Annotated in this window: 20 protein-coding genes; 9 read left to right on the plus strand and 11 right to left on the minus strand. The window is 40.4% G+C overall.

The genetic code is table 11. The features are described from left to right. Positions 1-36 precede the first annotated feature (36 nt). Both prsT and Q0688_RS25700 read left to right on the plus strand, forming a co-directional pair. Positions 37-2,796: an XrtA/PEP-CTERM system TPR-repeat protein PrsT gene (gene prsT, locus Q0688_RS25695; RefSeq protein ID WP_299084292.1), complete on the plus strand. Its 2,760-nt coding sequence runs from the start codon at positions 37-39 to the stop codon at positions 2,794-2,796. Positions 2,797-3,104: 308 nt separating this feature from the next. Beyond that, the gene (locus tag Q0688_RS25700) at positions 3,105-3,908 is read left to right on the plus strand and encodes a PEP-CTERM sorting domain-containing protein (protein WP_299084295.1); all 804 of its coding nucleotides are present in this window, start codon (positions 3,105-3,107) and stop codon (positions 3,906-3,908) included. A gap of 879 nt (positions 3,909-4,787) precedes the next feature. Here Q0688_RS25700 and Q0688_RS25705 read toward each other — a convergent pair. The 5 genes from Q0688_RS25705 to Q0688_RS25725 all read right to left on the minus strand — a co-directional run bounded on the left by Q0688_RS25705 (position 4,788) and on the right by Q0688_RS25725 (position 9,560). Continuing rightward, complete coding sequence (locus tag Q0688_RS25705) at positions 4,788-5,564, minus strand: PEP-CTERM sorting domain-containing protein (RefSeq protein ID WP_299084299.1); 777 nt, start codon at positions 5,562-5,564, stop codon at positions 4,788-4,790. 202 nt (positions 5,565-5,766) lie between these two features. After that, positions 5,767-6,828: a hypothetical protein gene (locus Q0688_RS25710; protein ID WP_299084302.1), complete on the minus strand. Its 1,062-nt coding sequence runs from the start codon at positions 6,826-6,828 to the stop codon at positions 5,767-5,769. Positions 6,829-6,843: 15 nt separating this feature from the next. Beyond that, complete coding sequence (locus tag Q0688_RS25715) at positions 6,844-7,707, minus strand: ThiF family adenylyltransferase (protein WP_299084305.1); 864 nt, start codon at positions 7,705-7,707, stop codon at positions 6,844-6,846. A 17-nt stretch (positions 7,708-7,724) separates the two neighbouring features. Then, entirely contained in the window at positions 7,725-8,480 is a 756-nt protein-coding gene (locus Q0688_RS25720) for a PEP-CTERM/exosortase system-associated acyltransferase (protein WP_299084308.1), read from the minus strand. Positions 8,481-8,717: 237 nt separating this feature from the next. Continuing rightward, on the minus strand, positions 8,718-9,560 hold the full coding sequence (locus tag Q0688_RS25725; RefSeq protein ID WP_299084312.1) for a patatin-like phospholipase family protein: 843 nt from the start codon (positions 9,558-9,560) through the stop codon (positions 8,718-8,720). A 146-nt stretch (positions 9,561-9,706) separates the two neighbouring features. Here Q0688_RS25725 and Q0688_RS25730 point away from each other — a divergent pair, with 146 nt between their 5' ends. From Q0688_RS25730 to Q0688_RS25760, 7 genes are all read left to right on the plus strand, one after another. Beyond that, positions 9,707-10,471 carry a serine protease gene (locus tag Q0688_RS25730; RefSeq protein ID WP_299084317.1) on the plus strand — a complete coding sequence of 255 codons (765 nt, stop codon included), beginning with the start codon at positions 9,707-9,709 and terminating at the stop codon, positions 10,469-10,471. Positions 10,472-10,601: 130 nt separating this feature from the next. Continuing rightward, complete coding sequence (locus Q0688_RS25735; protein ID WP_299084321.1) at positions 10,602-11,237, plus strand: hypothetical protein; 636 nt, start codon at positions 10,602-10,604, stop codon at positions 11,235-11,237. A 44-nt stretch (positions 11,238-11,281) separates the two neighbouring features. Then, positions 11,282-11,554, plus strand: a complete 273-nt coding sequence (locus Q0688_RS25740; RefSeq protein ID WP_299084326.1) for a hypothetical protein — start codon at positions 11,282-11,284, stop codon at positions 11,552-11,554. A gap of 9 nt (positions 11,555-11,563) precedes the next feature. Further along, positions 11,564-12,409, plus strand: coding sequence for an HprK-related kinase A (locus Q0688_RS25745; protein WP_299084329.1), 846 nt, complete (start codon positions 11,564-11,566; stop codon positions 12,407-12,409). Beyond that, positions 12,406-13,506 (plus strand): nucleotidyltransferase family protein, encoded by a 1,101-nt coding sequence (locus tag Q0688_RS25750; RefSeq protein WP_299084332.1) that lies wholly within the window; start codon positions 12,406-12,408, stop codon positions 13,504-13,506. Before Q0688_RS25745 ends, Q0688_RS25750 begins: the two co-directional genes overlap by 4 nt. 72 nt (positions 13,507-13,578) lie before the next feature. Further along, positions 13,579-14,859 carry a Vi polysaccharide biosynthesis UDP-N-acetylglucosamine C-6 dehydrogenase TviB gene (gene tviB, locus Q0688_RS25755; protein WP_299084335.1) on the plus strand — a complete coding sequence of 427 codons (1,281 nt, stop codon included), beginning with the start codon at positions 13,579-13,581 and terminating at the stop codon, positions 14,857-14,859. A 15-nt stretch (positions 14,860-14,874) separates the two neighbouring features. Then, positions 14,875-15,891: an NAD-dependent epimerase gene (locus Q0688_RS25760; protein ID WP_299084338.1), complete on the plus strand. Its 1,017-nt coding sequence runs from the start codon at positions 14,875-14,877 to the stop codon at positions 15,889-15,891. 84 nt (positions 15,892-15,975) lie between these two features. Here the strand turns inward: Q0688_RS25760 and Q0688_RS25765 are convergent, their stop codons facing one another. From Q0688_RS25765 to Q0688_RS25790, 6 genes are all read right to left on the minus strand, one after another. Then, positions 15,976-16,440: an Hsp20 family protein gene (locus Q0688_RS25765; RefSeq protein WP_299084341.1), complete on the minus strand. Its 465-nt coding sequence runs from the start codon at positions 16,438-16,440 to the stop codon at positions 15,976-15,978. Positions 16,441-16,814: 374 nt separating this feature from the next. Continuing rightward, complete coding sequence (locus Q0688_RS25770; RefSeq protein ID WP_299084344.1) at positions 16,815-19,031, minus strand: TonB-dependent receptor; 2,217 nt, start codon at positions 19,029-19,031, stop codon at positions 16,815-16,817. 206 nt (positions 19,032-19,237) lie between these two features. Then, complete coding sequence (locus tag Q0688_RS25775; RefSeq protein WP_299084346.1) at positions 19,238-20,335, minus strand: mechanosensitive ion channel family protein; 1,098 nt, start codon at positions 20,333-20,335, stop codon at positions 19,238-19,240. A gap of 140 nt (positions 20,336-20,475) precedes the next feature. Continuing rightward, complete coding sequence (locus Q0688_RS25780) at positions 20,476-23,052, minus strand: M1 family metallopeptidase (RefSeq protein ID WP_299084348.1); 2,577 nt, start codon at positions 23,050-23,052, stop codon at positions 20,476-20,478. A gap of 188 nt (positions 23,053-23,240) precedes the next feature. Further along, positions 23,241-24,887, minus strand: a complete 1,647-nt coding sequence (locus Q0688_RS25785) for a long-chain-fatty-acid--CoA ligase (protein ID WP_299084352.1) — start codon at positions 24,885-24,887, stop codon at positions 23,241-23,243. Positions 24,888-25,051: 164 nt separating this feature from the next. Further along, positions 25,052-25,810, minus strand: a complete 759-nt coding sequence (locus Q0688_RS25790; RefSeq protein ID WP_299084357.1) for an SDR family NAD(P)-dependent oxidoreductase — start codon at positions 25,808-25,810, stop codon at positions 25,052-25,054. Positions 25,811-25,833: the final 23 nt, after the last annotated feature.

The raw sequence follows: 25,833 nt of genomic DNA on the forward strand, positions 1-25,833 counted from the left end.
GTATTGGGTGTTCAAAATTTATAGAAGGAATTAAAGATGAAAAACATTAAATTGTCGAAGTTGGCTGTTGCCTCTGCCATTACGTTTAGTCTTCTTGCTTGTGGTCAGAAAACCACAGAAGAGTCTCTTGTAAGCGCTGAACAATATGTCCAAGTCGGTAAGGTCGATGCGGCCATTATTGAACTTAAAAATGCGATAAACCAAGCACCAGAAAACGGCACTATACGTTTAACACTAGGAAAGTTATATATCCAGAAGGGAGCCTTAAGAGCGGCGGAAAAGGAGCTGCATAAGGCTCAGGAAAGGGGCGTTTTAGAAGATGATGTGGTCCCTTTGTTCGCAAAAGTTTTTTATTATACTGATCAATTTGAAGCCGCCAAATTATTGGAAATAGATAAACTAAGCGAGCGGCAAGCCTTAAGTACTGCTGTCTTCTTTCAGTATCTGGCATCTTTACAAAGTACAGACGATAAGTCGATAATTTCTCTAGAAGATATAAAGACTAGTCTGAGTGAAGAAGACTTATTGGTGGCTAAAGCCTACACAAATTTTTATAACAGGGATTATGATAAAGCTGAAACACAGCTGCAACAATTGTCAGAAATGAATTATCGACCAGCTGAAACAGAGTATTTAAAGGGTTTAAATAGTTATGTTAATGCAGATTATGCTTTAGCCGTTGATAGCTTCAAGAAAGTTAAAGAACTCATGCCACAGCCCAACGAAGTCAATTTTAAGTTAATTGAGTCGATGATAAATGCTGAGCAATTAGATAATGCTGATGTAGAAGCTGACAGGTTACTTATGTTGAAAAGTAACAACCCTCTTATTGACTTTTATAAGGGAAATATTGCCTATAAACGTAAGGATTTTGAACAGGCTTCGATTTTTGCCGAAAAGGCTATTCAAAATGGTTTAGATAATGCTTCTGTAAGGATGATAGCCGGGGTGAGCGCGTTTCAACTGGACTCTTTAGAGCAAGCGTATAAGCACTTATATTTTCTATCACAACGCCAAGGGTTTCATAGTGATGACGTAAACAGATTACTTGCCCGTGTTCAATTAAGCTTGGGGTACAATGTTGAGGCATCTAATTCTTTACAATCATTGCAGCAGCTGGACAAGAGTGACGCAGAGTTGTTCTCACTTACTGGCGCTAAATTAGCGATGGAAGGTGATCTTGGGGGGGCAAAAGAGCTATTTAGTGAAGCAAGTGATTTAGATAGCGAAAACGCTACTGTGAAACTACGTAAGGCTGCGATGAATTTTGGTAGAGATGAAAAACAAGCCATTCAATTACTTAAGGAAGTCATTGCAGGTGATAAGGACTTAGATGTTGGCTGGATGCAGCTTGCTATGGCTCACGTTAGAAATGGAGATAAAGCAGCTGCCATCGATGTAGCGAATCAATGGTTTGACATTAACAAAGCAAATGGCAAAACTCTTGAGGGGATTATTTATTTTCGATATGGCGATTTAAATGATTCGCAAATTGCATTTAAGGAAGCTTTGTCTTTTAACCCTAAGCATCTTGGGGCGAGCCAATATTTACTGAAAATATATGAAAAATTAGACCAGCCTGAAAATATTCTTGCTTCTGCAAAAAATATTCTTTCTTTTTCACCTAACAATCTTCAATCCTTGATCGCCGCTGTTAATGCTGCCAATACTCTAGGTCAAAGCAGTGAAATTGAAGCTTATTTATCAGCCTTAAATGTAAGCGATATCGATAGTAAAGGCCCGATTGCCGCAGTTGCATTGAGTAAGCGCCTAAATGGAAAACCAGATGAGGCAATAGGCTTATTAAGTAATGTAAGTGACTTAGATACTCTTGGTTATATTACTTTAGGCGACGCCTATATGGCGGTAGGTGATAAAAGTGCGGCATTGGCAACATACGAAAAGTGGAGTGTAAAATTTCCTAATTCTCTTTTTCCTATTCTAAGAGTCATTGCCGTTTATGAGTTAGATGGCAATATTCAAAATGCGCTTAACTTGGCTGAAAGTTCACTCGCAAAGTTCCCGAATAACAATACGTTAGAAATGTTGCAACTTCATTATGCTACAAAACTAAATCAAACAGATAAAGCGAACAAAATTGTTCAGAAACTGAAAGATGAGTCTAGAAAAGAAAACGTTACTTTGTTGCCATATTACGAAGGTCAACTAGCGCTAAATGAAATGGATTATGAAAAAGCAGAGAAATTGTTAACCAAAGCGCATAACGATTCACCGAATTACATTTCTGCCGCCATGTTAGCCAAAGCAATGATTGCAAATGGGCACAAAGAGCATGCAAAAGAGATGCTAGAAAAGCAGTTAAACAGCGGCGGTGCAGTCCCCGAAAGCTTTAAAAGCATCATTGCTAGTTTTTATACTTATATAAACGAATATGAAAAAGCTGCTGCAATGTATAAAAACTTAATGTCTGGAGATAAAGGGGATCCTGCTTTACTTAATAACTTTGCATTTAATACTTTGATGGCAAATGGAGATTTAGAAGTGGCATTAACAGCTGCTGAAAAGGCGGTAAAACTGGCACCAGGAAATGCTGGGATTCTAGATACTTTGGCATGGATTGAATTTAAATCAGGTTTAATGGGCAGAGCCTATACGAATATTTCAGCCGCAGCTGAATTGGATCCAAATTCCAATCAGATCAATCTTCATTTTGCAGAAATATTGATTTCGATAGGTAATACTAAAAAGGCTCAAGAAGTTCTAAATAAGATAAAACGCCCCTCGGATGTTGAATCTCAAACGTTGAAGCAGTTAAGAAATAGCCTAAATATCTAATGACAATGCCCTATGTACTACACCATAGGGCTTTACCTACTTACGCCCTTGTTGCGGAAAGGGGTGTCATAAAATTTTACACTTGTACGAACTAAGTGACTTTATTTTCCCAATTCAGCTTACTTTTCGACTTAAAAAATAAAATGGAAATAAAATAATTGTTGTATTTCAATTGCTTATGTTGATTGCATGTTGGGGTGGCACAGTCCGTGCTAATATTTAGTTGTAAACAACATAGATTGAGTTGTAATTTTCTATGATATGAAATGTTTTAAAAATTTATTACTTAGAAGTAGAGGTAGACGTTGATGTTATTAAATAAATTAAGTAAAAAAGTCCTTTCTGGGGTATTGCTATCTGCTGGTTTGATCGCTTCTTCTCAGGTTGTGGCTGAAAATGTAGGTGGAGTTGTTTGGGATCCTTCTTCAATTTTTGATTTTTCTTCTAATTCAAATTTGGTAGAAGATTTGTTAAGTCCTGGTGCTGATGGAGTTTTCAATACTGGCGATGCTGGTGAACAAAATATGTTACAAGGCTTCGGTCTTATTACTAACATGAATGGAACGGGTGCAAACGCTTTTTGTCCGAGTGGCTGTGAATTGACCTATGAGTTCGGTGGTTTTATCGTCGATTCGATTGATCCAGTGAGTGATGCGCCAAATACACTTATTAACTTCACGGGTGGCTGGATTAATTTCTATGTAGATTCTACAACTGCCTATGACGTTAATGATATCACTACTGCAAATGACGGAGGAAACCTTTGGTTATCTTTGACTGGTCATGCTGTTGGGGGTAGTACAATTCAAGCGACCTTGACTGACTTTGGTGGTGGCACTGATGCAGGTACTGGTACTGGACTGTTAGATGTAACAGGCGGTATGGCTATGGAGAACTTCGATACCGACACTGAAACTGACGGTGCAGATTGGGTCTTTAGTACTAGCTTCCAGCCTTTCCAAAGTGGTGGTGCTACTGATGATGGTTTTGAATTATTTGGTACTGCAGACTTTGGTGGCGAGTCTATCGATGTTCCAGAGCCTACTTCTCTTGCTATATTAGGTCTTGGTTTGGTAGGTCTTGCTTTTGGATCACGTCGCAAGCAAAAGTAAGATTAGTTCTATCGTTAAAAATGCCGACTTACGTCGGTATTTTTTTGTCTGAAAAATATGTCATTTGGTGCTTGGTTATCGCGATATAACGACAGCCAAACATTGACAATATAAAGAAATAAGAGTGTAGCGGATATTGCGAGTACACCACGATTTCAGGTCAGTTCTATAAATGGTTATCCACATCTATCTAATGTCATAAATAGCGTTATCTGTAGGCTTGAGGATAAATGCAAATGTTCTAAAAAGATGTAGTTGGAACAAGGTTTGGTTGTCTATTTCGAAATTATTGGGGGCTTTGGTCTGACTTTAATATCGGAGCAATATGAAAAACTTCTCTTAGGGTCACAAATCACAAAATCGTATTTACAGGAACTTGAGCTGAAATACAGACAGATTGAAAATTTAGAATATAGCGGAACAAGCTTGGTGCGATAAGTGTACCTGTGGTTAATACTTGTGTCAGGTCGATGAACTTATTAGCTTAGTGCTCCCAATGCATAGATCCAATGTCATCGACAACTACAAAAAAGATATTGCTGTTAATGTGGGATCTTTATATTTAGTAGGCTCGCGGAGCGTTCCACAAAGTAATTAGTTGAATAGTGTGGTAAATTTTCTGCAATTCGATGAGGCAACAACCCTGAATACATTGAGAATGGTATTAGATTAGCTATATCATGTATTACAGAGAATTTTTAGCGATTCCATGTTACTGATAATGGTTAACTTTCATGATGTTTGGAATGGACAATGATGTAAACGTGCAGTAAATAGTCGCTATGGCATAGTACTAATTGTTTGATATTTGGAAGAAGTTAGGTCTATAAAATAGATAAAAATACCGGTGTTCACCGGTATTTTTATCGTTAATCAGAACTATTTTTGCCTACGACGTGCTCCAAAAGCAAGACCTACCAAACCAAGGCCTAATAAAACGAGAGAAGTAGGCTCTGGAACATCGATAGATGTGCCACCAAAGTCAGCAGTACCAAATAATTCAAAACCATCATCAGTAGTACCACCACTTTGGAAAGGTTGGAAGCTAGTACTAAAGACCCAGTCTGCACCGTCAGTTTCAGTGTCGGTATCGAAGTTCTCCATAGCCATACCGCCTGTTACATCTAACAGTCCAGTACCAGTACCTGCATCAGTGCCACCACCAAAGTCAGTCAAGGTCGCTTGAATGGTACTACCTCCAACAGCATGACCAGCCAAAGATAACCAAAGAGGACCGTTATTCGCTGTTGTGATGTCATTTGAATCATAGGCAGTGGTTGTATCTACGTAGAAGTTAATCCAACCGCCAGTAAAATCAATCAGGGTATTGGGTGCGTCAGAAACAGTGTCGACTGTGGATACGAGAAATCCACCAAACTCATAGGTTAATTGACAGCCAGGGCAAAAAGATGCTTCCCCAGTGCCATTCATGTTTGTGATAATACCGAACCCATTCAGCGTGTTGACTACGTCGTCTCCAGTGCCGAATACGCCATCGCCGCCTGGATCCAATAAGTCTTCAACTAGGTTGGAATTTGAAGAAAAGTCGAAGATGCTGCCAGTATCCCAGATTACACCACCAACATTTTCCGCCATTGCACCGGTTGATAACAAACCCGATGCAATACAGCATAAAAGTGTTTTTTTAATATTCATAATAATTCGCCTTGTTTTATTCATAAACTAAAAAATCAGTTTAAAACAACAGCTGTACTACAAAATCAGCAAAAACCGCTCAGTAAATTTAAGGCAATATAGAGGCCAATATGGATTCTAATAGACTAAGATACTGAAAATAATATGAAAATAAAAAAAGAGTAGAATATCAAAAAATTCCAATTTCACAATATGTAAAGAATCACGACACTTTTTTACGCATTGACTCCGAAGATTTGCGGTGACTACGTACTGGCAGTCCTTTTTTATACCCCACTCTGAAGAACATTAACGCTTTTGTTGAATGGCTCATCTGACTTGTTAATCCGCTAGCGACTTCTTCAAGTTCGGCACTTAATTTGGGATCGAGAGTGGGTTTAGCTAATGTCAATACACCCGGCGCAGCGTATGGGTGAACCGACAATCCAAGTTTTGTGGCTTCCAACCAAAATCGTAAAATTTGTTGCCCTGCTTTTACAATATCTTGTCGACTTGTGTTTGCAACACTAATTAGACAAAGCGCTGGAGACATTTTTATCGGTAAAGAAACAGAGCGTATAGCTATCATATTACAAGCACCGATCTTATTTAGCTTTTGCATATTTTTCCATGTATTCATATAGCGAAAAAATGGGCGAGCAAAGGGTTCTATACCTAACATATCCAAAGTCATACCTTGAGAAGGCGTGGGATCTTGAAAGTTAACGGTTTTAAAAAGTTCATGGTGTAAAGTCTCTGCTTTAAACCTAACTGCTTCTGCTTTTTTTATGAGAGAGATGTATGGCGCTATCGCTTTGTTATCGGTGAAGGTAAATAATTCACAATTGTCATCGTTTAAGCTTTTAGATAGTTGATTAATGGTACTTTCGTCTAATTTTCCCTTAAAAGGAAATCGCCTGTCTGTATGTCTATCTGGTATAAACCTAGCCAGTTCGCAATCACTTGAATTCGTCTTGTTATTTGTTTGGTTAGAAAAGCTTATTAGAGCAACATGTAAGGGATCTGGATCAGGAAAGTAACTCAATTCAGTTTTGAAGCCTAAGTTTAAAGCTTGTAGTTTTATGGATTCTAGTACTGCTCCAATCGCTAAATCAGTTAGTACGTAGGTTTTATCGGTGGCTTCACCGCTAAGAAGTGGATCACACCAAATCGATAAGGTTCCTGTAGTATGCCATGTGAATTGCCAAGGTTGTGAGTTATCTGCTGAAGGCGCTAAAAGGGCCGCCTCTATGATGATGTCTTTAATTTTATCGTCTAACAACATCTGGTATGTCCTAATCTAAATATTAAATGCCTGCTTAGCAGTGATTAAATTTTTCTGAAATTCTGGGTTTCTATGACCATCGGGGATATGGGTCTGTTCCATTTTATTCATATAAGGATCCCAGTGCATGCCTTGTGGAGCGCAGACTAGTTCACCCCTATCCAGCAAAATTTTGATTGCATAAGACCCTGCAACACCGGCACTCATGGTACAGCCTATGATAGTTGAAGGCCCGCGTTTTTCCTTTAAGTTTAGTTTGGTTGGATCAACTAGATAGTGACTTTGCAACCCTGCTGGTGCCAGACCAAGATAAAAACGTAAATATTGCTCTTCTGCAGGGCGTCCTTGCATTCCAAAATACTCTTCGAAGGTCATTTGGCCGGGCATAAAACATAAAAATGCTGTACCCATACCGAGGGGGGCTGCGGTAATAGCAGGAATACCTTTTTTGGCGCAAAGTGCAAATACTAAACGTCGAGCATCCATGGCGAAAAAGTCTAGGCTGTCAATGTACAAGTCAACACCTCCTAGAAATGCGTCTGCGTTTGCAGTATTGACTCCTTCAGGGAAGCTATTAAGCTCGGCTTCCGGATTGATGTCGGCTAACACTTTACTCATAACGTCCATTTTCGATTGGCCCACAGAGGACATCATGGCGCCGACTTGGCGATTGAAGTTTTCCACCCCAAATTCGTCAAAATCTGCCAAATGAAATTTGCCAACACCTAGGCGAGCCATAGTCAGTGCGTGAATTCCACCCACGCCGCCACATCCAGCAATGGCCACCTTTTTAGTTCTTAATATTGCTTGTTCTTGTTCAGAGAACCAACCTATATTGCGAGAAAAAGCTTTTTCATAATTAAAGTTCTCAGTGGTCATTTATTTACCTTGCTTGGTTACGAACCATATGGATAAAGGGCTAGCTGTGGGATTAATTGTTTCTCAAGTAGATTGAAAAGCGCTAATACCTCGGAGTTTAAGTTACTTGTAAAATTGTCTCTCGTTAATAAAAAGAGCGCGCGTGTGCCGTGATGGTCTAATTCATCGCCACATTGTTCGAATTTAAGCCCGAGTCTTTCTAGTCTTCTGCATAACCTAGGTTCAACCACTACAAACATATGACTATGGTTGCACATTTTGACCATTGCAATCACACTCAAATATAAACCAATTGCAATGTTTGGGAAGTTACGCCTTTCCTCATCCGAAAAGGCATTGTTTGCTTTTATATCATTAATAACAAAAGGCTTATTTTTTTCGTTCAAACGCCGCCTGAAACCTGAAGGTACTGATAGTCTTGAAATTTCACCAAAGTGGCCCCGGGGTAAGCTTTGTGGATCTATCACTTCTTTTCGAACAGTGTCTGCACAATGTAATTCAAATGGTAACTTGCTATTAGGGCTGGTATTAGGAGGTATAACCAGTCTAACTGTGCCAGCGAAAGCTCCTGTTCTTTTGTGTTTTAACAAAACAGAAAAAGAGTAGGGATCACACTCGTCTAATTCTAGCCCTTTTGGATTCACTGGCTCCCAGCCTAACTCTTCTGAATAAACAGTGTGGCGAATTCTGTATGACTCTTCCTTCAGCTCTGCTGTGTTAGCTAATACAACCTCAAAATACAGATCGAAATTTTCAGCGAGAGTGGCTGTCATCTAGGTTCCTTAGCTCTATTCTTTTTAACTTAGGGAGCATTATATTATTGTCATTTATTAATTTCACTAGGTTAAATTCTAGCATTATTAATAAATATTAAACGGCAGAATGAACGGGTTTCTTATCCTAGTCTCTATTTTTTAATGAGTCATTAATAATAAATCGTTTAGCGTCAAAATTTGTGCATAAAACAAAATTCAACCTTATTTAGATTATCAATGCTGCGGCGGCTCTTTTTACTTATCGGTATTATTGCCACAATGCTTACTTAGTCTTTTAGGAATGAATTCTAATGCTGTTCTAAATCCAATTTCATACAAGGCTTCCTTGTCTTGGGTAGACATATGAAAATCAACAGGTGATAACTTTCCTGTATTAACAATTATGGTACTTTTCCAATATTGGTCATGTACATATTCTCTAGACATTGCGGTCATGAATGTTCTGATTAGGATCATCACATACTGCACTATGGGTAACCAACTTTTTTTAAATTCTTTATCTACTACCTGTTCGCTTTTTAAGCGAAAACATATAATAGGTGTTCCATCACCAGCCCAATCGTTGAAAATAGCATCTTCCGAGAGAATTGCACCGTCGACTAAAATATGATCTTTGTATGATTTAAAACTAAAAAAAATGGGAATTGACATCGAAAAGCGTACTGCCTTAGATACTTTCAAACTAGGTGAGTTTTTTTTATTAAAGGTAATTGGACCACCGCCATTAACATCTGTGGCTAATATATGCAGATCTTTGGGCAAGTCGCTAAATCGTTTTCCTTGTAACTTTTCATCCATCCAGTTTTCGAACGCATCTCCAGAACTTAGACCTCCTTGCAATAGCAGAGTCATTAGACTGAATCCCCTAAATTGATTGAAGTCAGTTTCTATTGCTAGTGTCTTTATGTCCTCAAGAGGCATACCAGCACAATATAAAGAAGAAATGATGGAACCACCCGAGACACCAACTATATGATTAAATTTAATATCTAATTTATGAATAGCATCCAAAATACCGATATGTGCAGATAACTTTGTGCCACCACCGGAGAAAATAGGTACTATTACTTTTGTCATCTAGATGCCTTTTAAAAAATCGTATATCCATTTAGTCACTATAGTTTGTAAGGCTTTATTTTGTAAATAAAGCAAAAATGCATGTGAAACGCTTAAACTCTGTATATGCTGTTGCTTTTACATAGGTCTAAAAATAGGGAGAAATCTTGAAAGGTATTAAGAGTATATTCAGCTTAGTGATATTTTTTTTATTTTTTTCAATCGCAAGTCATGCCCATGATATTTCGCAGATTGTGAGTCACGTTAAGCCTTCAATTGTTGGGATTGGTATATATGCGCCATTAGGGAGACCAAGTAAGCAACTAAAAGGAACGGGGTTTGCTATTGCGGATGGCACTATTATCGCAACTAATTACCACGTGGTAGATTTGGATCTTGACCCCAATAGCAACCAAAAGCTTGTTGTCTTTATAGGTTCTGGCCAAACCAATTCAGCTAGTTTAGCTGAAATTATTGCTACAGATCCGGCTCATGATTTAGCTCTATTGAAAATAAATACCAAGGTACCGCCTTTGACGCTAAACACCTCCAAACAAGTAGAGGATGGGACAAGCGTCGCCTTTACTGGCTTTCCCATTGGAGCCGTGTTAGGGCTTTACCCTGCTACTCATATGGGAATGGTCGCCGCATACACACCGGTCGTAACCCCAAGTGTAAATGCCAGTAAAATTAGTATTGCTATGATGAAGAGACTTAAAGATCCTTATTTTGTGTATCAGCTTGATGCAACGGCTTACCCTGGAAATAGTGGTAGTCCTGTTTATGATTTGCAAAAAGGCGGTGTAGTGGCCATTATTAACAAAGTATTTGTTCAGCAAACAAAAGAAGCAGCGATAACTAATCCTAGTGGTATTACCTATGCTATTCCGGTAAAATATCTTAAAGAGTTGGTTAAAGGTGTAGTAAATTAGAGCGTCAGCTTTATTTACATTTTTAGATTTATAGAATAAAAAAACCTTATAATTCATTGGTTTAAAGTTTGGCTTAAATATTGCTTATTGATTAAATAAGCTATTAACTGCAAAAAGTAGGTTTTAATTTATGAGTGATTTAAACAAATCTAGTGAAATGGAAGGTTCTTCGGTTCAGAAGCGTCGTAGTTTCCTGAAAAAATCTGCTACCGGTGCAGTTTTAGTCAGTCTTCCCGCTCAATCTGTATGGGGGGCATGTTCTGTATCTGGAGCGATGTCAGGAAATTTGTCTCAAAATACAGATAGGCATGACTGTACGCAACCAAGATTGGCCGGTTTATCTCCAGGTTTTTGGAAAAAATACCGTGTTGGTGCGAATGCAAGTAAATCACCTATACATAGCAAGTTCGAATCAGTGGTTGGCGGCAAGAATTCTTCTTCTGCCAATTGTTATAAAGATATAGTAAAAGAAGTCGTTGCTAACGAAGAGATGAACTTAGATGCTGAACTTTATTCTGGCCCTGAAAAATTGAATGACGCGCTTGTCCCATCTAGTGCAGGCTTTAATATTGCTGGCGTTTGGTTGAATTCTTATTTTGGTTTTTATGGGGATGGCGCTGACGACCATGAAATAGCTGATCAGAGAGCAAACGAAATGTTGTTGTATATAACATTTGACGCGATTAAAAACCAAGATGATCCAAATTACGAACCTAAATATAATTTTGAGCACAACAATACGAATTATGTGGGCAGTAATTGCTAAAGATCATTAATATCGCCGGCTCTCTTTAGGTATTCTTCAGACTTATGCAATCTACAAAATACAGAATTAGTGAAACTGTGAGCCGATCCGTAATGGGTGATCTAAGTGGTATTGTATTATACAGCGAGTATAGTGGCCGTACTGCGTTTTTGCGTGGAGTCGGAAATTTATTTCTACAAGCTGGCGAAATTGATCTCTGTAAATTGTTGTTTTCTGAAAGCGAGTTGGGTGATGCATTAAATACAAACTTGAGTCAAGCTAATAAAATAAAACAGTGGCTGCTAGAGTATGGATTTATTGAAAAAACTGAAAACTAGGACAAGTCGTTGTTAATAAATACAGGATTGTACACCTTTGAAGTCAAAGCAAACCAACATATAGTTCAAAAAGGCATTGATTTTATTTATGGTGATGCCGCTCCAACATCCAATCCTCCTGATTTTTGTATTTCGTTAAAATATAGTTCTATATTGCGTAGTATTATAAAACCTCAAGTCTCTTTCTACTGTGATCAGCACTCCCCTTTTAAGCCCTTAAATGCAACTCAGGCTTACGCTTTGCTGGAATGGGGGTTAAATTGGTGTATAGCTGCTCATGACTACACTCGATTGATTGTACATGCCGCTGTTCTTGTAAAAAACAACAAAGCGATCATTTTTCCGGCACGACCAGGCTCAGGGAAAAGTACGTTAACTGCCTACTTGGCCCTTTCGGGTTGGCGTTTGTATTCCGATGAGATGGCTATCATTGAATTAGAGTCGGGTCTGGTGAATCCTCTTTACCGCCCGGTTTGTTTAAAAAATGATTCGATTGATTTAGTCAAAACATGGTTTCCAAAATCCCAAATGACAACTGTTTGCAAAGACACTCAAAAAGGGGATGTAGCGCATTTAAAAGGATCCTCTTGGAGGAATTTTTCTGAATATGTTCCTGTAGAAATTGTTGGGGTGGTGTTTCCAAAATATAATAAACATAAAGAGCTAACTATTTACCAACTTGATCAACTCGATGCGTTTAAGACTTTAAGCGAAAATGCTTTTAATTATGGTGTGATTGGTTATCAGGGTTTTAAGGCTGTTGATCGTGTAATTAAAAAAGCAGCTTTATTTGAAATTGAATATAATGATCTTAGTGACGTTGAATCATTTCTGTTAGAAGAATTAATTCGATGAAAAATATAGAGTTTAAGCAACTGGTCTCTTTGCTGTGTAACGCAGACCTTGGTATAAACTATAGTGAGACTGAATGGTCTGAGTGCATACTAATTCTTAGAGAGGCCAAATTGTTAGGAAGGCTCTATTACCAAGCAGTAAATCAAGGATGTTATAAGAAGTATCCAGAATTTGTTCAACGCCATTTATATTCAGCCTCTGTTCATGCCAAAAGACAAGCCCATCAAGTTGTTTTTGAAGCTGAGTTAATTACACGCACTTTGGCAAAAATAGGCGTAACTCCAACTTTTCTTAAGGGGGCAAGTTATACCTTGCGAAACAGTGGTAATAGCCTAGGTAGAATTTGTTCCGACATAGATTTACTCGTTGCCAAGGAAGAACTAGAAAAAGTTGAAGCCCATCTGAAGACTAAGCTCTGGCGCTCTGAAGAATTGTCAGAGTATGATGATAAATATTATCGGGAGTGGGCCCATGAAATTCCTCCTATGTTTCATCCAATTCGAAATACCGTATTAGATATTCACCACAATCTATATTTACCAATTAGTGGTCGATCGCCAAATATATCATTGTTTTTGCAGCACGTATCATACGTTGGATCTGGGGTTAGGGTACTTAATGAGCCGGTTACGGTATTGCATAGTATCATTCATCTTTTTATGAATGAAGATTTTACCAACGCTTTTAGGGATTTACTTGATATTCATTTGTTAATTGAACAATATGAAAATCCCGAGTTTTGGAAAAAATTATGTTATGTTTCTGATTCATCTGGGTTCGGCAGAGAGTTGTACTATTGCTTATCACTACGAGGAAGCATCTTTCTTTATCCGCAGCCTGAGTGTTTCGAAGCGCTGCAAAGTAAGTATAAAAACTGGCGTACTGATTTTTTTATTAAGCATGTTCTGAGTCATGCGATTACCCCAAAGCATTCCTTGTTAGACAACTATCAAACTAAAAATGGACGATTTTTAGTTTTTCTTAGAGGCCATTATCTGAAAATGCCTTTGAGTGTTTTAATTAAACATCTAACAATAAAAAGCTTGACGGGGATGGTAGATTCATTGTTTGGTAAGCACTTTTTAGAGAAAAGTTGAGGTCCCCTTTGTTGGCACTAGTTTTGTTTTATGCACGTGTTGTTAAGCCGAATTTCTGTAGGAGTGAAACCATTGCTTAAAGGTTATAAAGAGAAAAGAATCGCCATTATTGGTTTAGGATATGTGGGTTTGCCATTGGCGGTGTCGTTTGGAAAAAAATGTAAAACTTTGGGTTTCGACATTAATACCGCACGTATTGAAGAGCTCAATCAAGGGCAAGATCACACCCTTGAAGTGTCCCCCGAAGAATTAAAAAGTGTCACTAATCTTAGTTTTAGCTCAAATCCACAAGATATTGCAGATTGTAATTATATAATTGTAACTGTACCTACTCCAATAGATAAAAATAAGCAACCAGATTTAACACCCCTCCGTAAAGCCAGTGAAATGATTGGCAAGGTGATTTCTGCGGGTACCACTGTGATTTATGAGTCCACCGTTTATCCAGGCGCAACCGAAGAAGTTTGTATTCCAATAATCGAGCAGGTTTCTGGTCTAGTTTTTAATCAAGACTTTTTTGCGGGTTATAGCCCTGAGCGCATCAACCCTGGTGATAAAAAACATCGTCTGGAAACTATAGTCAAAGTCACCTCTGGCTCAACACCAGAAGTGGCTGATAAAGTGGATGAATTGTATCGTAGCATCATCACGGCAGGTACTCATAAAGCCTCGTCTATTAAAGTGGCGGAAGCGGCTAAAGTGATTGAAAACACTCAGCGCGATTTGAATATCGCCCTTATCAATGAATTAGCCATGATTTTTTCTCGTATTGGGATAGATACAGAAGAAGTGCTAGAGGCTGCAGGCAGTAAATGGAATTTCTTACCATTTCGCCCTGGGTTAGTTGGTGGTCACTGTATAGGTGTTGATCCTTATTATCTGACTCACAAGGCTGAAGAGCTGGGCCACCATCCACAGGTTATCTTGGCGGGAAGGCGTTTAAACGACAATATGGGTGAATACGTGGTTGGCCGTTTAGTGAAGAAGATGCTAAATGAAAAAATCATGGTCAATGGTGCAAATGTTTTATTGTTGGGTATTACCTTCAAAGAAAACTGCCCAGATATTCGCAATACTAAAGTCGTGGATATCGCTACTGAGCTAAACAATTATCACGTCAATTTAGATATTTATGATCCTTGGGCCAATAATGCTGAAGTGCAGCATGAATACGGTCTTAGTTTAGTCGATAAGCCAAAAACTGAGGGCTACGACGCCATTATTGCCGCTGTTGCTCATGACGAATTCAAACAGTGGGGCACAGATAAATTGCGCGAATTAGGCAAAGAAAACTGTGTGATTTTTGATTTAAAATACATCTTTAACAAGCAAGATGTGGATATTCGACTGTAAGTTGGGAAACCTAAAATGAAAGTATTAGTAACAGGCGCGGCAGGATTTATCGGCTCTCATGTAAGCCTTTATTTGCTAGAACGCGGCGATGAAGTAGTTGGTTTGGATAATCTTAATGATTATTACGACGTGAATCTTAAATTGTCTCGATTAGAAAGAATTAAACAACATAAAAATGCGACTAATTTTTCATTCGTGAAAATGGATGTTGAAGATAGAGAGGGTATGCCTGCACTTTTTGCAGAACATCAATTCGACAAAGTTGTACATTTAGCGGCTCAGGCGGGTGTCAGGTATTCCATTGAAAACCCTCATGCTTATATTGATGCAAACATAGTGGGCTATGTGAATATTCTTGAAGGCTGCCGGCATAATAACGTGCAGCATTTGGTTTATGCGTCATCAAGCTCAGTGTATGGCGCCAATGAAGATATGCCGTTTTCGGTGCATGACAACGTTGATCACCCTTTATCTTTGTATGCAGCCAGTAAAAAAGCCAATGAACTTATGGCTCATACCTATAGCCATTTGTATAACTTGCCAACCACGGGCTTACGCTTTTTTACTGTGTATGGTCCTTGGGGACGCCCCGATATGGCATTATTCTTGTTTGCTAAAGCGATTTTGGAAGAAAAGCCTATTCAAGTGTTTAATTACGGCAAACATAGACGGGATTTCACTTACATTGATGACATAGTTGAAGGGATTATTCGTACTTTGGATAACACCGCTCAGGGCAATCCAGATTGGAATGGCAAAACGCCCGACCCAGGTACTAGTAAAGCTCCTTGGCGTGTGTATAACATTGGTAATCAGTCACCTGTTGAATTACTGGATTACATCGAAACCCTAGAAAACGCGCTAGGTAAGAAAGCCGAAAAAGAATTACTTCCATTACAACCTGGTGATGTGCCAGATACCTATGCAGATGTTGAAGCCTTAGTAAGTGATGTGGGGTATCGCCCTGAAACCACTATCCAACAAGGTATTGGAAATTTTGTTAATTGGTATAAAGAATATTACAAAGTTTAAGGATCGGATTACTAAGCTAACATAAAAAACGGCGCTCACTAAGCGCCGTTATTGTTCACATAATACAGGGAGTTTTTTTAAAGCTTATTCGTTGTTTTCGATAAGCTGACTGCCAATCTGTATTTTTCTGGGCTTCTTCGACTCAGGTACTACACGCTCTAAATCAACATGTAATAGTCCGTTTTCTAAGTCAGCTGTTAATACTTTTACGTGATCTCCAAGTTGGAATTTACGTTCAAAGTTTCGCTCAGATATGCCTTTGTGTAAGAATTTTCGCTCTTCTTTATTAGAAGGGGCTTCGGCTGGTTTGGCTGCTGTTTTTGTGCCAATTACCCGCAGGGTATTTTCATGCACTTCTATGTTCACTTCATCTTTAGCAAAGCCAGCAATAGCCATAGTAATTCGGTATTTATCCTCGGCTAACAATTCTATGTTGTAGGGAGGGTAAGTTGATTGTTTTTCGTTTCTTGACGCCGTGTCAGCCATTGAAGCTAAGTGATCAAAACCAATGAATGAACGGTAAAGTGGAGATAGATCGATGTTACGCATAGTGTATATCCTTTTTAATTAAGCAATATAAAATTTAAGTTGCCCCGATAATCGGCGGCAGTGTTGGTATAGATGTCCTATCACCAAACCCAGTATGGGAAGCGCCTACTTATTGTTAAGTCGAGCGCTGCAGAAGCACCTCTTGTGTTTCTGTGTCAACCCTTGCGGCGTCGACAAATTATATATGTAGTTAACTAAGAGTTTTTCAACTACAAAATTAAAATAACTTCACGTTATTTTTTAACTAATTGATTTATAAGAAATAAAATTAGAGAATTAGTTTTTATTTTTGGCAAATAGAAGCAATTTATAGATAGAAACCCAGCAAAAGCTGGGTTTCTATCTATAAATTTGATCTTCTGTTTTACTAGAAGCTAGAACCGATATTGCATTCCCACAGAAGCCGTACGGGTTTTATTAGGCCTTGCGCCGTATGGTTGTCTGCTTACAATATCTTGCTCATCAGTTAGGTTTTCGATTCGAACGAATAATTTTAAGTTGAGGCTTAGCTGATAGTTACCGCTAATATCCACAGTAAAGCTGCCATCTGTTTGCTCATAATCACCACATGAGGCTTTGACACAGACTTGGTCAATATAAACGCCATTGATATAGGCAGACCAATTATCGGCTTCTAAGCCCAGCGATATTTGCCCTTGGTTTTCTGGAATATAAGGAATAGCGTCTCCCGCGCTGACGTCACCGAAAAAGGCGGTGTCGGCAATGTCAGTATCAAATTCGCTGTGGATGTAGGTATAGGTTATATCCAAAGGGACACTCACCCCATTAAACTCAGCAAGCTCGGTCTTAAGTATAAATTCGATACCCTGTACGGACGCGGCATCACCATTAAAGGCATCACCAATCTCACAATCACTGCCCGATGAAGCAGTACATTCACCTAACAAGTTATCGTAATCGCTGAGGAAATAGATGGCTTCAGCGTTTAGTGCATTGTTAGCATAACGGAATCCAAGCTCGTAGTTAATGGCTTCTTCTTCGCGAACACCCGGAGAGTTGCTAGGCGCAGTAAAGCCTTTATGGGCCCCTGCTACTAAGGTCCAGCTAGCATTAACTTTGTACAAAGCGCCTAGGCCAGGGAGTACCACTTGGGTATCGTTTTGGCGATCATCGCGAAAGGTGCGATTTGCCCCATCGTTATAGCGGGTACGTTTTTGCTCAATGTCTTCGAAGCGTAGTCCAGGGGTAAGCACCCAATTACCAAACTCAATACGGTCGTAAACATGTAGCGCCAATGCTTGGGCCTCTTGTACGCGGTTGCCCGCATTACCCAGTTCGCCCAAGTCGTTGAGTTGTAGTTGGCCGTTTACTTGCTGGTAGGTGCTGCGGCGCTGTAAGCGGTCTTCTTCGTCTGCATGGAGTCTTAGACCCACTTCTAGTTGGTGTTTAGTGTCGCCAATGGTTTGGTCCCAGTGCAACCCAAGTTGTATGCCGCGAGAGAAATACTCACGGGCATTGGCAGTTAGATTAACACTACCCACTGGGGTATCGATATCCCCGTCCATTATGCCTTGCAATTCACTGGCGCTTATACCATTAAGGCCCTCATTACTGTTTAATGCAGCAATGACTTTTGACCAACTGTTGTTTGAAAAATCTTGGGCGTTATCACTGCCATCAAAATCAACGCCGCCGGTTTTAAACCAATTCCGCTCATGTTGATTGTTGTAGGCTGTGGCTGAAAAATTGAGACTTGCATTAATTTCGTAGCCGTAACGCAAAATAACTTGGCTATGCTCAGTGGTGATGTTATCCAAGGCCGACATACCGTAGCGTCTGGTGCTGTTTTGTTCAAAATCGGCGTCTGATAAACCTAAGTAACTTTGATCCGAGTCTTGCTCGGTTTGTTGTAATTTTAACTCAACGCTGTGGGCCGAATTCGTAGGGGCATACGCAAGTTTTACTGTGAAGTCTGTGACATCTAGCCCCGTATGGGTGTCGCTTCTATCAATCTCTTGAAAGCCATCAGATTGCCATTGGTGAGCTTCTACTAAATAACCAAAACCATTATCGAGATTGTCACCAAAATTGCCGTGTAAGCGATAAGTCGCATCTTGCGCCGCTTCCAGTGTGATTTGTCCACTTTGGGTGGCGGGAATAGGCGTAGACACCATATTAAGGGCGCCACCTATAGTGTACGGGCCTTGTGTTATGGCCGCTGGGCCTTTAACCACTTCAACGGCGCTCATTCTGCCCATAGTCGGAAAATAATAAGCAGATGGAGCGGAGTAGGGCGCCGGAGCAATGAGTACATTGTCTTCAAGTAAGGTTATTCTACCACTACGCTCAGTGGCCACACCGCGAATACTGATGTTGGGACGCAAGCCATAACCGTCTTCCACTTGTATAGAAACACCGGGAACTTGGCGGATAACTCTTTGAATGTCGCTGTAAACAAACTTTGCTAATTCGTCTTCATCAATATACTGGGCGGAGCCAGTGGCTGCCTGCGCTTTGGAGGCACTGCCATAAATAGTCACTGTTTCGTCTGCGGCTTTTGGAGAGTGGGCAAATGCAGAGTTAGTTAGTAATACTAGGGAAAGGGTTGAAGCGAGAATGCTTTTTTTCATGAATTAACGACCTAAAGACTTGTAAGGATAAACCCAATAATGGGTAGTGCGACAAGTATAATAACTAAAGAAAATCTAAATGCAAATGATTCCTAATAAGATTGATAACTTGAAGAGAATGAACGCCTATTATTTTACTTGGTGAGGCTTAAAAACATGAACGGCTATCTATATCTCGTTGAGCCGAGCAAGGATCGGGTGTGCGATCAATCGGAATTATCATTTTTGTTATTTGGCATTTCTTTAATATACAGATCGTGTTTTGAATAAGGGATTTCGATCTTACGCTGATGAAACTGCTTATATATTTCGCAATTAATAGTATCTATTACACGGCCTCGTAAAACGGGCTTTTCGATCCACAGCAATAACTCGAATTCAAGGGCTGAAGGGCCAAAGCGGCGAAAACGCACTCTAGGCTCAGGTTCAGCGCATACTAATTCTTTTTCACTCAGTGCTACCTGCATTAACACCTCGCGCACTTGGTCTATATTGGCATCGTAAGCAACGCCTATAGGAATGCTACAACGAGACTTTTCGTGATGGCCACCAGACTCATTAATGATCTTAGTATTGCCCATAACAGAATTGGGAATAGTCACTTCTATATCATCTCGGGTTAACATGCGCGTACTACGCATACCAATATGGGTGATCTCGCCTCTCTCACCTGTATCGAGTACCACATAATCACCTATTTCATAAGGTGCATCGGCCATAATAAACACCCCGGAAAATAAATTTGCCAGAGTATCTTTGGCCGCGAATCCCACCGCAATACCCACTATTCCTGCCGAGGCGAGCCATGCGGTCATATCCACGCCCCACACAGTAAAAACAAAGTAAACCGCCAGCACTATGATGATGATATTCAACAGATTTAAAAATAGCGGTAAGGTCTTATTGTTGATCACATGGAAACGATTGGGATTAAGGGCCACCTTTAGTAGCAGCATATGATTAGCGCGCAGAAAAAATACAGACCAAATTAAAATAGCAATGGTAGCCAGAATCGAGGAGGTGAAATGGGAGTAAATATCCGCAGGAGCCAAAATCTGTACCGCAAGGGTACAACCTATTATGAACAAGCTAAAATATATTGGTGTTTGAAGTAAGGTTAAAAACCCTCCATCAAACCTATTGTCTGCACTTTTATTGAAACCCTTTACCGCTGCTATTAGGATAAACTTAAAAGCTGTAGCAACCACTAGTGACAAAACGATAACAGCTAAAGCGTGAATGTAGCGGTTGTCGCTCAAAAGGTTGAGAAAAGGTGTCATCGCTTGGTGTAGATGCTCAAACATGTGTAGATCCCAATAATCGTTGAGACCATGAGTATACTAATATCAATCCGTATAAGATAAGAAATTTGTTAAAAGTTTGAACATAAAAGCCGACAGAAAAGTCGGCTTTTATGTTATCCATGGTTCAAAATAAATGCGTATTAGTGGCTTGTTGCAAGCTTCAAATACTGATTAAAACTGGCCTGATTAGCTTGTTTTAAAGATATACACTGTTTTGCGGAGTGTATTGCAATTTCGTAGCTTCGGGCCATACCTTCAAAGTTGTCTTTTTTATCAGCATAGAATGTTTGGGCTAATTTTACGTTATCTGCGTTGCACGAAGTTGAAAAGTACTCAGGCATTCTGGCGATATGATAATCAGGCATTTTTTTAGTCAAAGCCACAAAGTTTTTGTCTAACCAAGCGTAAAACAAAGTTTGGTCATCTAAATCACTTTTAGCCACATACACATTGGTAATGGCATTGGCTGGACTAACGTGTTCCGACAGTGCGAAGTCTAAGGTTTTGGTTATATTGGCTGCATCGGTAAACACCATAGAGCGGCTAACAGTACCACGGGTATTGGCGTCAGTATTCTTTATATAAAAGTCTTTCAGTTTAGTAAACCAGTCTTGTTGACTAAATCGCGCCATATTACGTAGCGCTCTAGTAGCGATGCTTCTTGGCACGCTAGTAGGGTCGGCCAAATATTGGTTGGCTAGTTCGGTGCTGATTTTTTCTACTTGAGCTGTGTTGGCATAACGGCTTAACATGCCGTAAACCGAGCCACGTAAGCGGGTTGTGTCTGTGGAGTCATGGGCTTTATCTTCTATCCCTAGTCGTTCAAACCAAGGTGAAAGTTTTTTCGCTACAAACTGTCCAAACATGGCTTCGTTGTCTTTGTCGACTAGGTATAAAAATTGATTCAAGGTGGCCACTACGGCTCGGCCAATCATAGGGTCGCTGTCATCTGCTAAGGCATCTAACACAGCCATCACTTGGTTCAATTCAATTTCACCGGCTGAGAACAAGGCTTCGGTGTTATACAGCAAAGATTTTTTCTCACGGGCATTAAGAACAGATATATCGGCGAGAAGGGCAGACAATTGCTGGGCTGAGACTTTCCAGCGCATATATCCCATAGCGTTATCATTGGGGAAAATCCAGTCTGCTTCGGCCAATTCGCTCACTAAGGTCTTTTTACTGTTTAAAAATAAGTTAGTACGCGCCACTTTGCCGTTTTTCTTATAGCTAATGGCAAGGGGGACAACCCATGTTTGATCGGCTACTTTCGCCCCTTGTAAATGGTAACGAGACTGGCTAATTTCGCCATTTTTAGCAAATTCGACTAAAGGGTAGCTAGGTTGTTCTAGGTAAGTCTTCATCATGGCGGGCACGTCGAAATCAGCTACTGAGGAGAGCACTTTCCACAAGTCACCGGCCTCGGCATTGCTCCACGCATTGTTTTTCATGTACGTCTGCACGGCCTTTTGAAACGCCGTCTCGCCCACCATAGATTCAATCAGTTGCAGGATTGACTCGCCTTTACTGTAATTTAAGCCAAGTCCGTCCATTACGTCAGTTTGGCTTTTGACTACTTTTTTAACAGGTTTAACTGTTGGGCTGGCGTCGGCGCCAAAGGCACCTTCTTGCACTAAACGGCCTTTGAAGTTTTGCTCAGGGTATAAGTCCATCATCACTTTACTGGCCATCCAAGAGGCAAAGGCTTCGTTAAGCCATAAGTCATCCCACCATGCCATAGTCACTAAGTTGCCGTACCACATGTGGGCCAGTTCGTGGGCGATAACGTTAAGTGTGCTGCTTTGTTCGGCTAAACGCGGCTCGTCTTCAAGTTCTAACAAGCTGCTGCGGTAGGTTACCAGACCTGCATTTTCCATTGCACCATGAGTGAAGTTAGGTACAGCCACAAAATCGAGTTTTTCGAAGGGGTAAGCTGAACCAAAATAAGTTTCAAGGTTTTTTAAGATAGCAGCGGTGTGCTTAGCGGCAAACTTAGTGCGCTGGGCTTTACCTTTAGGGGTGTAAATTTTGCCGGGTACACTTAGGTTTGGAATGTCGTATGAGTCCAGTTCACCCACAGCTAATGCGATGATGTAAGTAGGCATAGGTTTGGTTTTATTAAACTCAACGGTTTGCCAGCCGTCTTTAACGGTACGGTTTTTAACAATAGTATTAGATAAAACCGTATGTTTTTCTGGCGATATGATGGTCAATTGATAAGGGATTTTAAAGGCTGGCTCATCAAAAGTAGGGAAGGCTTTACGGGCGTGCATATCTTCGAATTGGGTGAACACATAGTTGCGCTCTTCAAACTTTGACAAATACATACCATCTGAAGAGGTATTGATTTTGCCGTCAAATATTATGTGCAAAGTGTAAGTGTTGGCTGCAATTTTTTGTGCGGCTTTGCCCTGTTGTATATCGTATTCATGGGATGTAACAGTAAGTGGTATACGTGTGTCCCCGTTAGCAAGATAAGCTTGTTGAATATTAAGGTCTTTTTGGTAAAAACCAATAGTGTCGGTGGCCTTAGTCACATCCAGTTTAATGGCTGTTTCACCACTAAATGTAGGGCTGTCTGGATCCACCTTTAAGGTGATTTGCTGAAAGCTAGGTTGAATAGAAGGTGATAGTCGGTAGGCGGTTTCTTTAGCAAAGCTAGTCACTGAAAAAGTTAAACTTAGCGTTAGCCATAAACACAAGTGTTTAAGGTTCATATTGTTTCCCTGGAATTGTTTTTATAGTGAATAAATTCTAGGAGGCGCACCTTAATTAAATCCTTAAAAAATGCAATATTTAAAAGGTTAATAAATGTGTATTGGCGGCAAGGAGCGTGGCAAGCATAGTATACAAATAGGGATATATACCTAAGCGCAGAGCGCGCTTAGGTATGTTTGATAGGTCACTATTTTACTGGAAACTCGTAATCTTCTAAGGACTTACGTATCGCCAGCTTGTTTAGTTTACCGGTTGCGGTATGAGGGAGTTCATCTACAAACACAACATCATCTGGTACTGCCATTTTGTGAAGTTTTTCTTTCATAAAGTCTAATATCTGCTCGGTAGTGACATTGCTGCCCGCCACGCGAACTGCAACTAATAATGGGCGTTCTGTCCATCTTGGATGGTAACGTCCAATGGCTGCTGATTCAGCGATATCTGGATGACTCATGGCGGCATTTTCAATTTCTATGGAGCTGACCCACTCACCACCGGTTTTAATCACATCTTTAGTGCGATCGGTAATTTGTAAATAACCTTGAGGGGTAATAATGGCCACATCACCGGTATCGAACCAACCTTTTTCATCAACTGGGCATCCTTCTGAACCAGGCTCTTGTGATAAACCATAATAACCACTGGCTACCCAAGGCCCACGTACTTTAAGGGCACCGAAAGCGACGCCATCCCAAGGGAGTTCTTCGTTGTTATCATCCACGATGCGCATTTCAATACCAAATACGCCGCGACCTTGTAGGCACTGCAAGTCTATTAATTCTTCTTCAGACAAATCTTCCATGCCAGGCTTTCTGCAAAAGGTGGTACCAAGTGGGCTGGTTTCGGTCATGCCCCAGCCTTGGATCACTTCCACGCCATGCTTTTGTTTAAAACGCTCGATGATAGTACGAGGACATGCGGCACCCCCTACGCTGGCGCGTGTAAATGATGGCACGGATTTTCCCGATTTATCTAGGTAGTCTAATAATGCTAACCAGATAGTTGGGACACCCGCGCTAGAGGTCACCTGTTCTGTTTCTATAAGGTTTTGTAAGGTCTCACCATCACCCATTTTAGGCCCAGGCATCACCATTTTTGAGCCCACCATCATAGATGCGTAAGGAGCACCCCAGGCGTTCACATGGAACATGGGTACTATTGGTAAGGTTGTTTCTTTGTAAGATGCGCACGACACATCTGGCAGGCTACCACCTAAGGCATGCAACACAGTTGAGCGGTGACTATAGACCACACCTTTGGGATTCCCCGTAGTACCTGATGTGTAGCACATACCACTGGCGGTGTTTTCGTCAAATTCAGGCCACTCGAATGAGGTTGACTGCTTGCCAATAAGGGTTTCGTAACACATCACGTTAGGTAATGTTGTTTCAGGCATATGGGCTTCATCGGTTAAAATGATGTAACCTTCAACTTTTGGAAGATGCTCTTTTAACGCTTCCATTAAAGGCACGACTAACAAATCCACAAAAATGAATTTGTCTTCTGCGTGATTAATAATGTAATTCACTTGTTCAGGATACAATTTAGGATTGATGGTATGGCATACCATGCCACTGCCAGACACCCCATAATAAAGTTCTAAATGGCGATAGTCATTCCAAGCCAATGTCCCGATACGATCGCCAAATTTAGCCCCTAACTCTGCCAGTGCATTCGCTAACTGGCGGCTACGATTAGCAAAGTCCTTGAAGGTGTGTCTATGTCTTGGGTTATCAGCAGTAACCGAAACAATCTCAGTATCGGGATGGTTTCTATCTGCATGACGTAAAATTGAAGAAATCATCAATTGTGAATTCATCATCAAAGCTTGCATATTTTTTCCTCTAAATTAACTGTTTGTTTTTTATTTATTATTAATATTTTAAAAGCGTTTAACCACAGAGTTCACAGAGCGCTTCGCTGCCAGAGGTAAATATTGTTAAGACAAAATCATCTTTTCTCTGTGCCCTCTGCGGTTAATTATTCTTTAATTGCTTTTTACCAAGCCGTTACGCCGCCATCTATGGCTATGGTTTGTCCTGTCATATATGAGTTACCTGGCGACAAAATCAGTAGCATGGTATTCACTACTTCTTGTGGGTCAGATAAGCGTTTGATAGGTGTGCCTCGGGCTAGTTGTGCTTGGCCATCTTCTGACGCAAAGTCACCTAAAATAGCGGTTGGGCTATAAAATGGGCAAATGGCATTGCAGCGCACGCCTTTTCGGGCATATTCAACGGCGGCGGTTTTGGTTAAGCCTACTACGGCATGTTTGGCGGCGGCGTAGGCGCCACCTTTTGGTGCGCCACCTAGTCCAGCTAAGGAGCTAATATTCAGTACGTGGCCTTCGCCTTGTTTTAACATGGCTTCAATTTGATACTTCATGCCAAATAAAACACCGTTAACATTGACGTTAAACTGACTATGCAAGGTGTCTTCGGTAAGTTGATGTAAAGGTGTCATGTTATGGGCAATGCCGGCATTGTTAACACCAATGTCTACTCGACCAAATTTCGCTAAAGCGGCATCGACCATATTTTTGCAATCTTGCTCTTTGGACACATCACATAACATCGAAATGGCGTTGTTTTGATCCGGTAACGAGGCCAGCGTTGCATCTAAGTTAGCTTGATTGATATCGCTTATCACCAATTTACAGCCACGTTTTGCCAGCCCTTGGGCTAACAAACGGCCAAATCCGCCGCCCGCGCCGGTGATTAATGCCACTTTACCGGTAAAATCTAATAACTCATCCATCAAAATCGTTCCTGTTATTTTTC

The sequence above is a fragment of the uncultured Paraglaciecola sp. genome, from assembly GCF_937123705.1.
Taxonomy (GTDB): Bacteria; Pseudomonadota; Gammaproteobacteria; order Enterobacterales; family Alteromonadaceae; genus Paraglaciecola.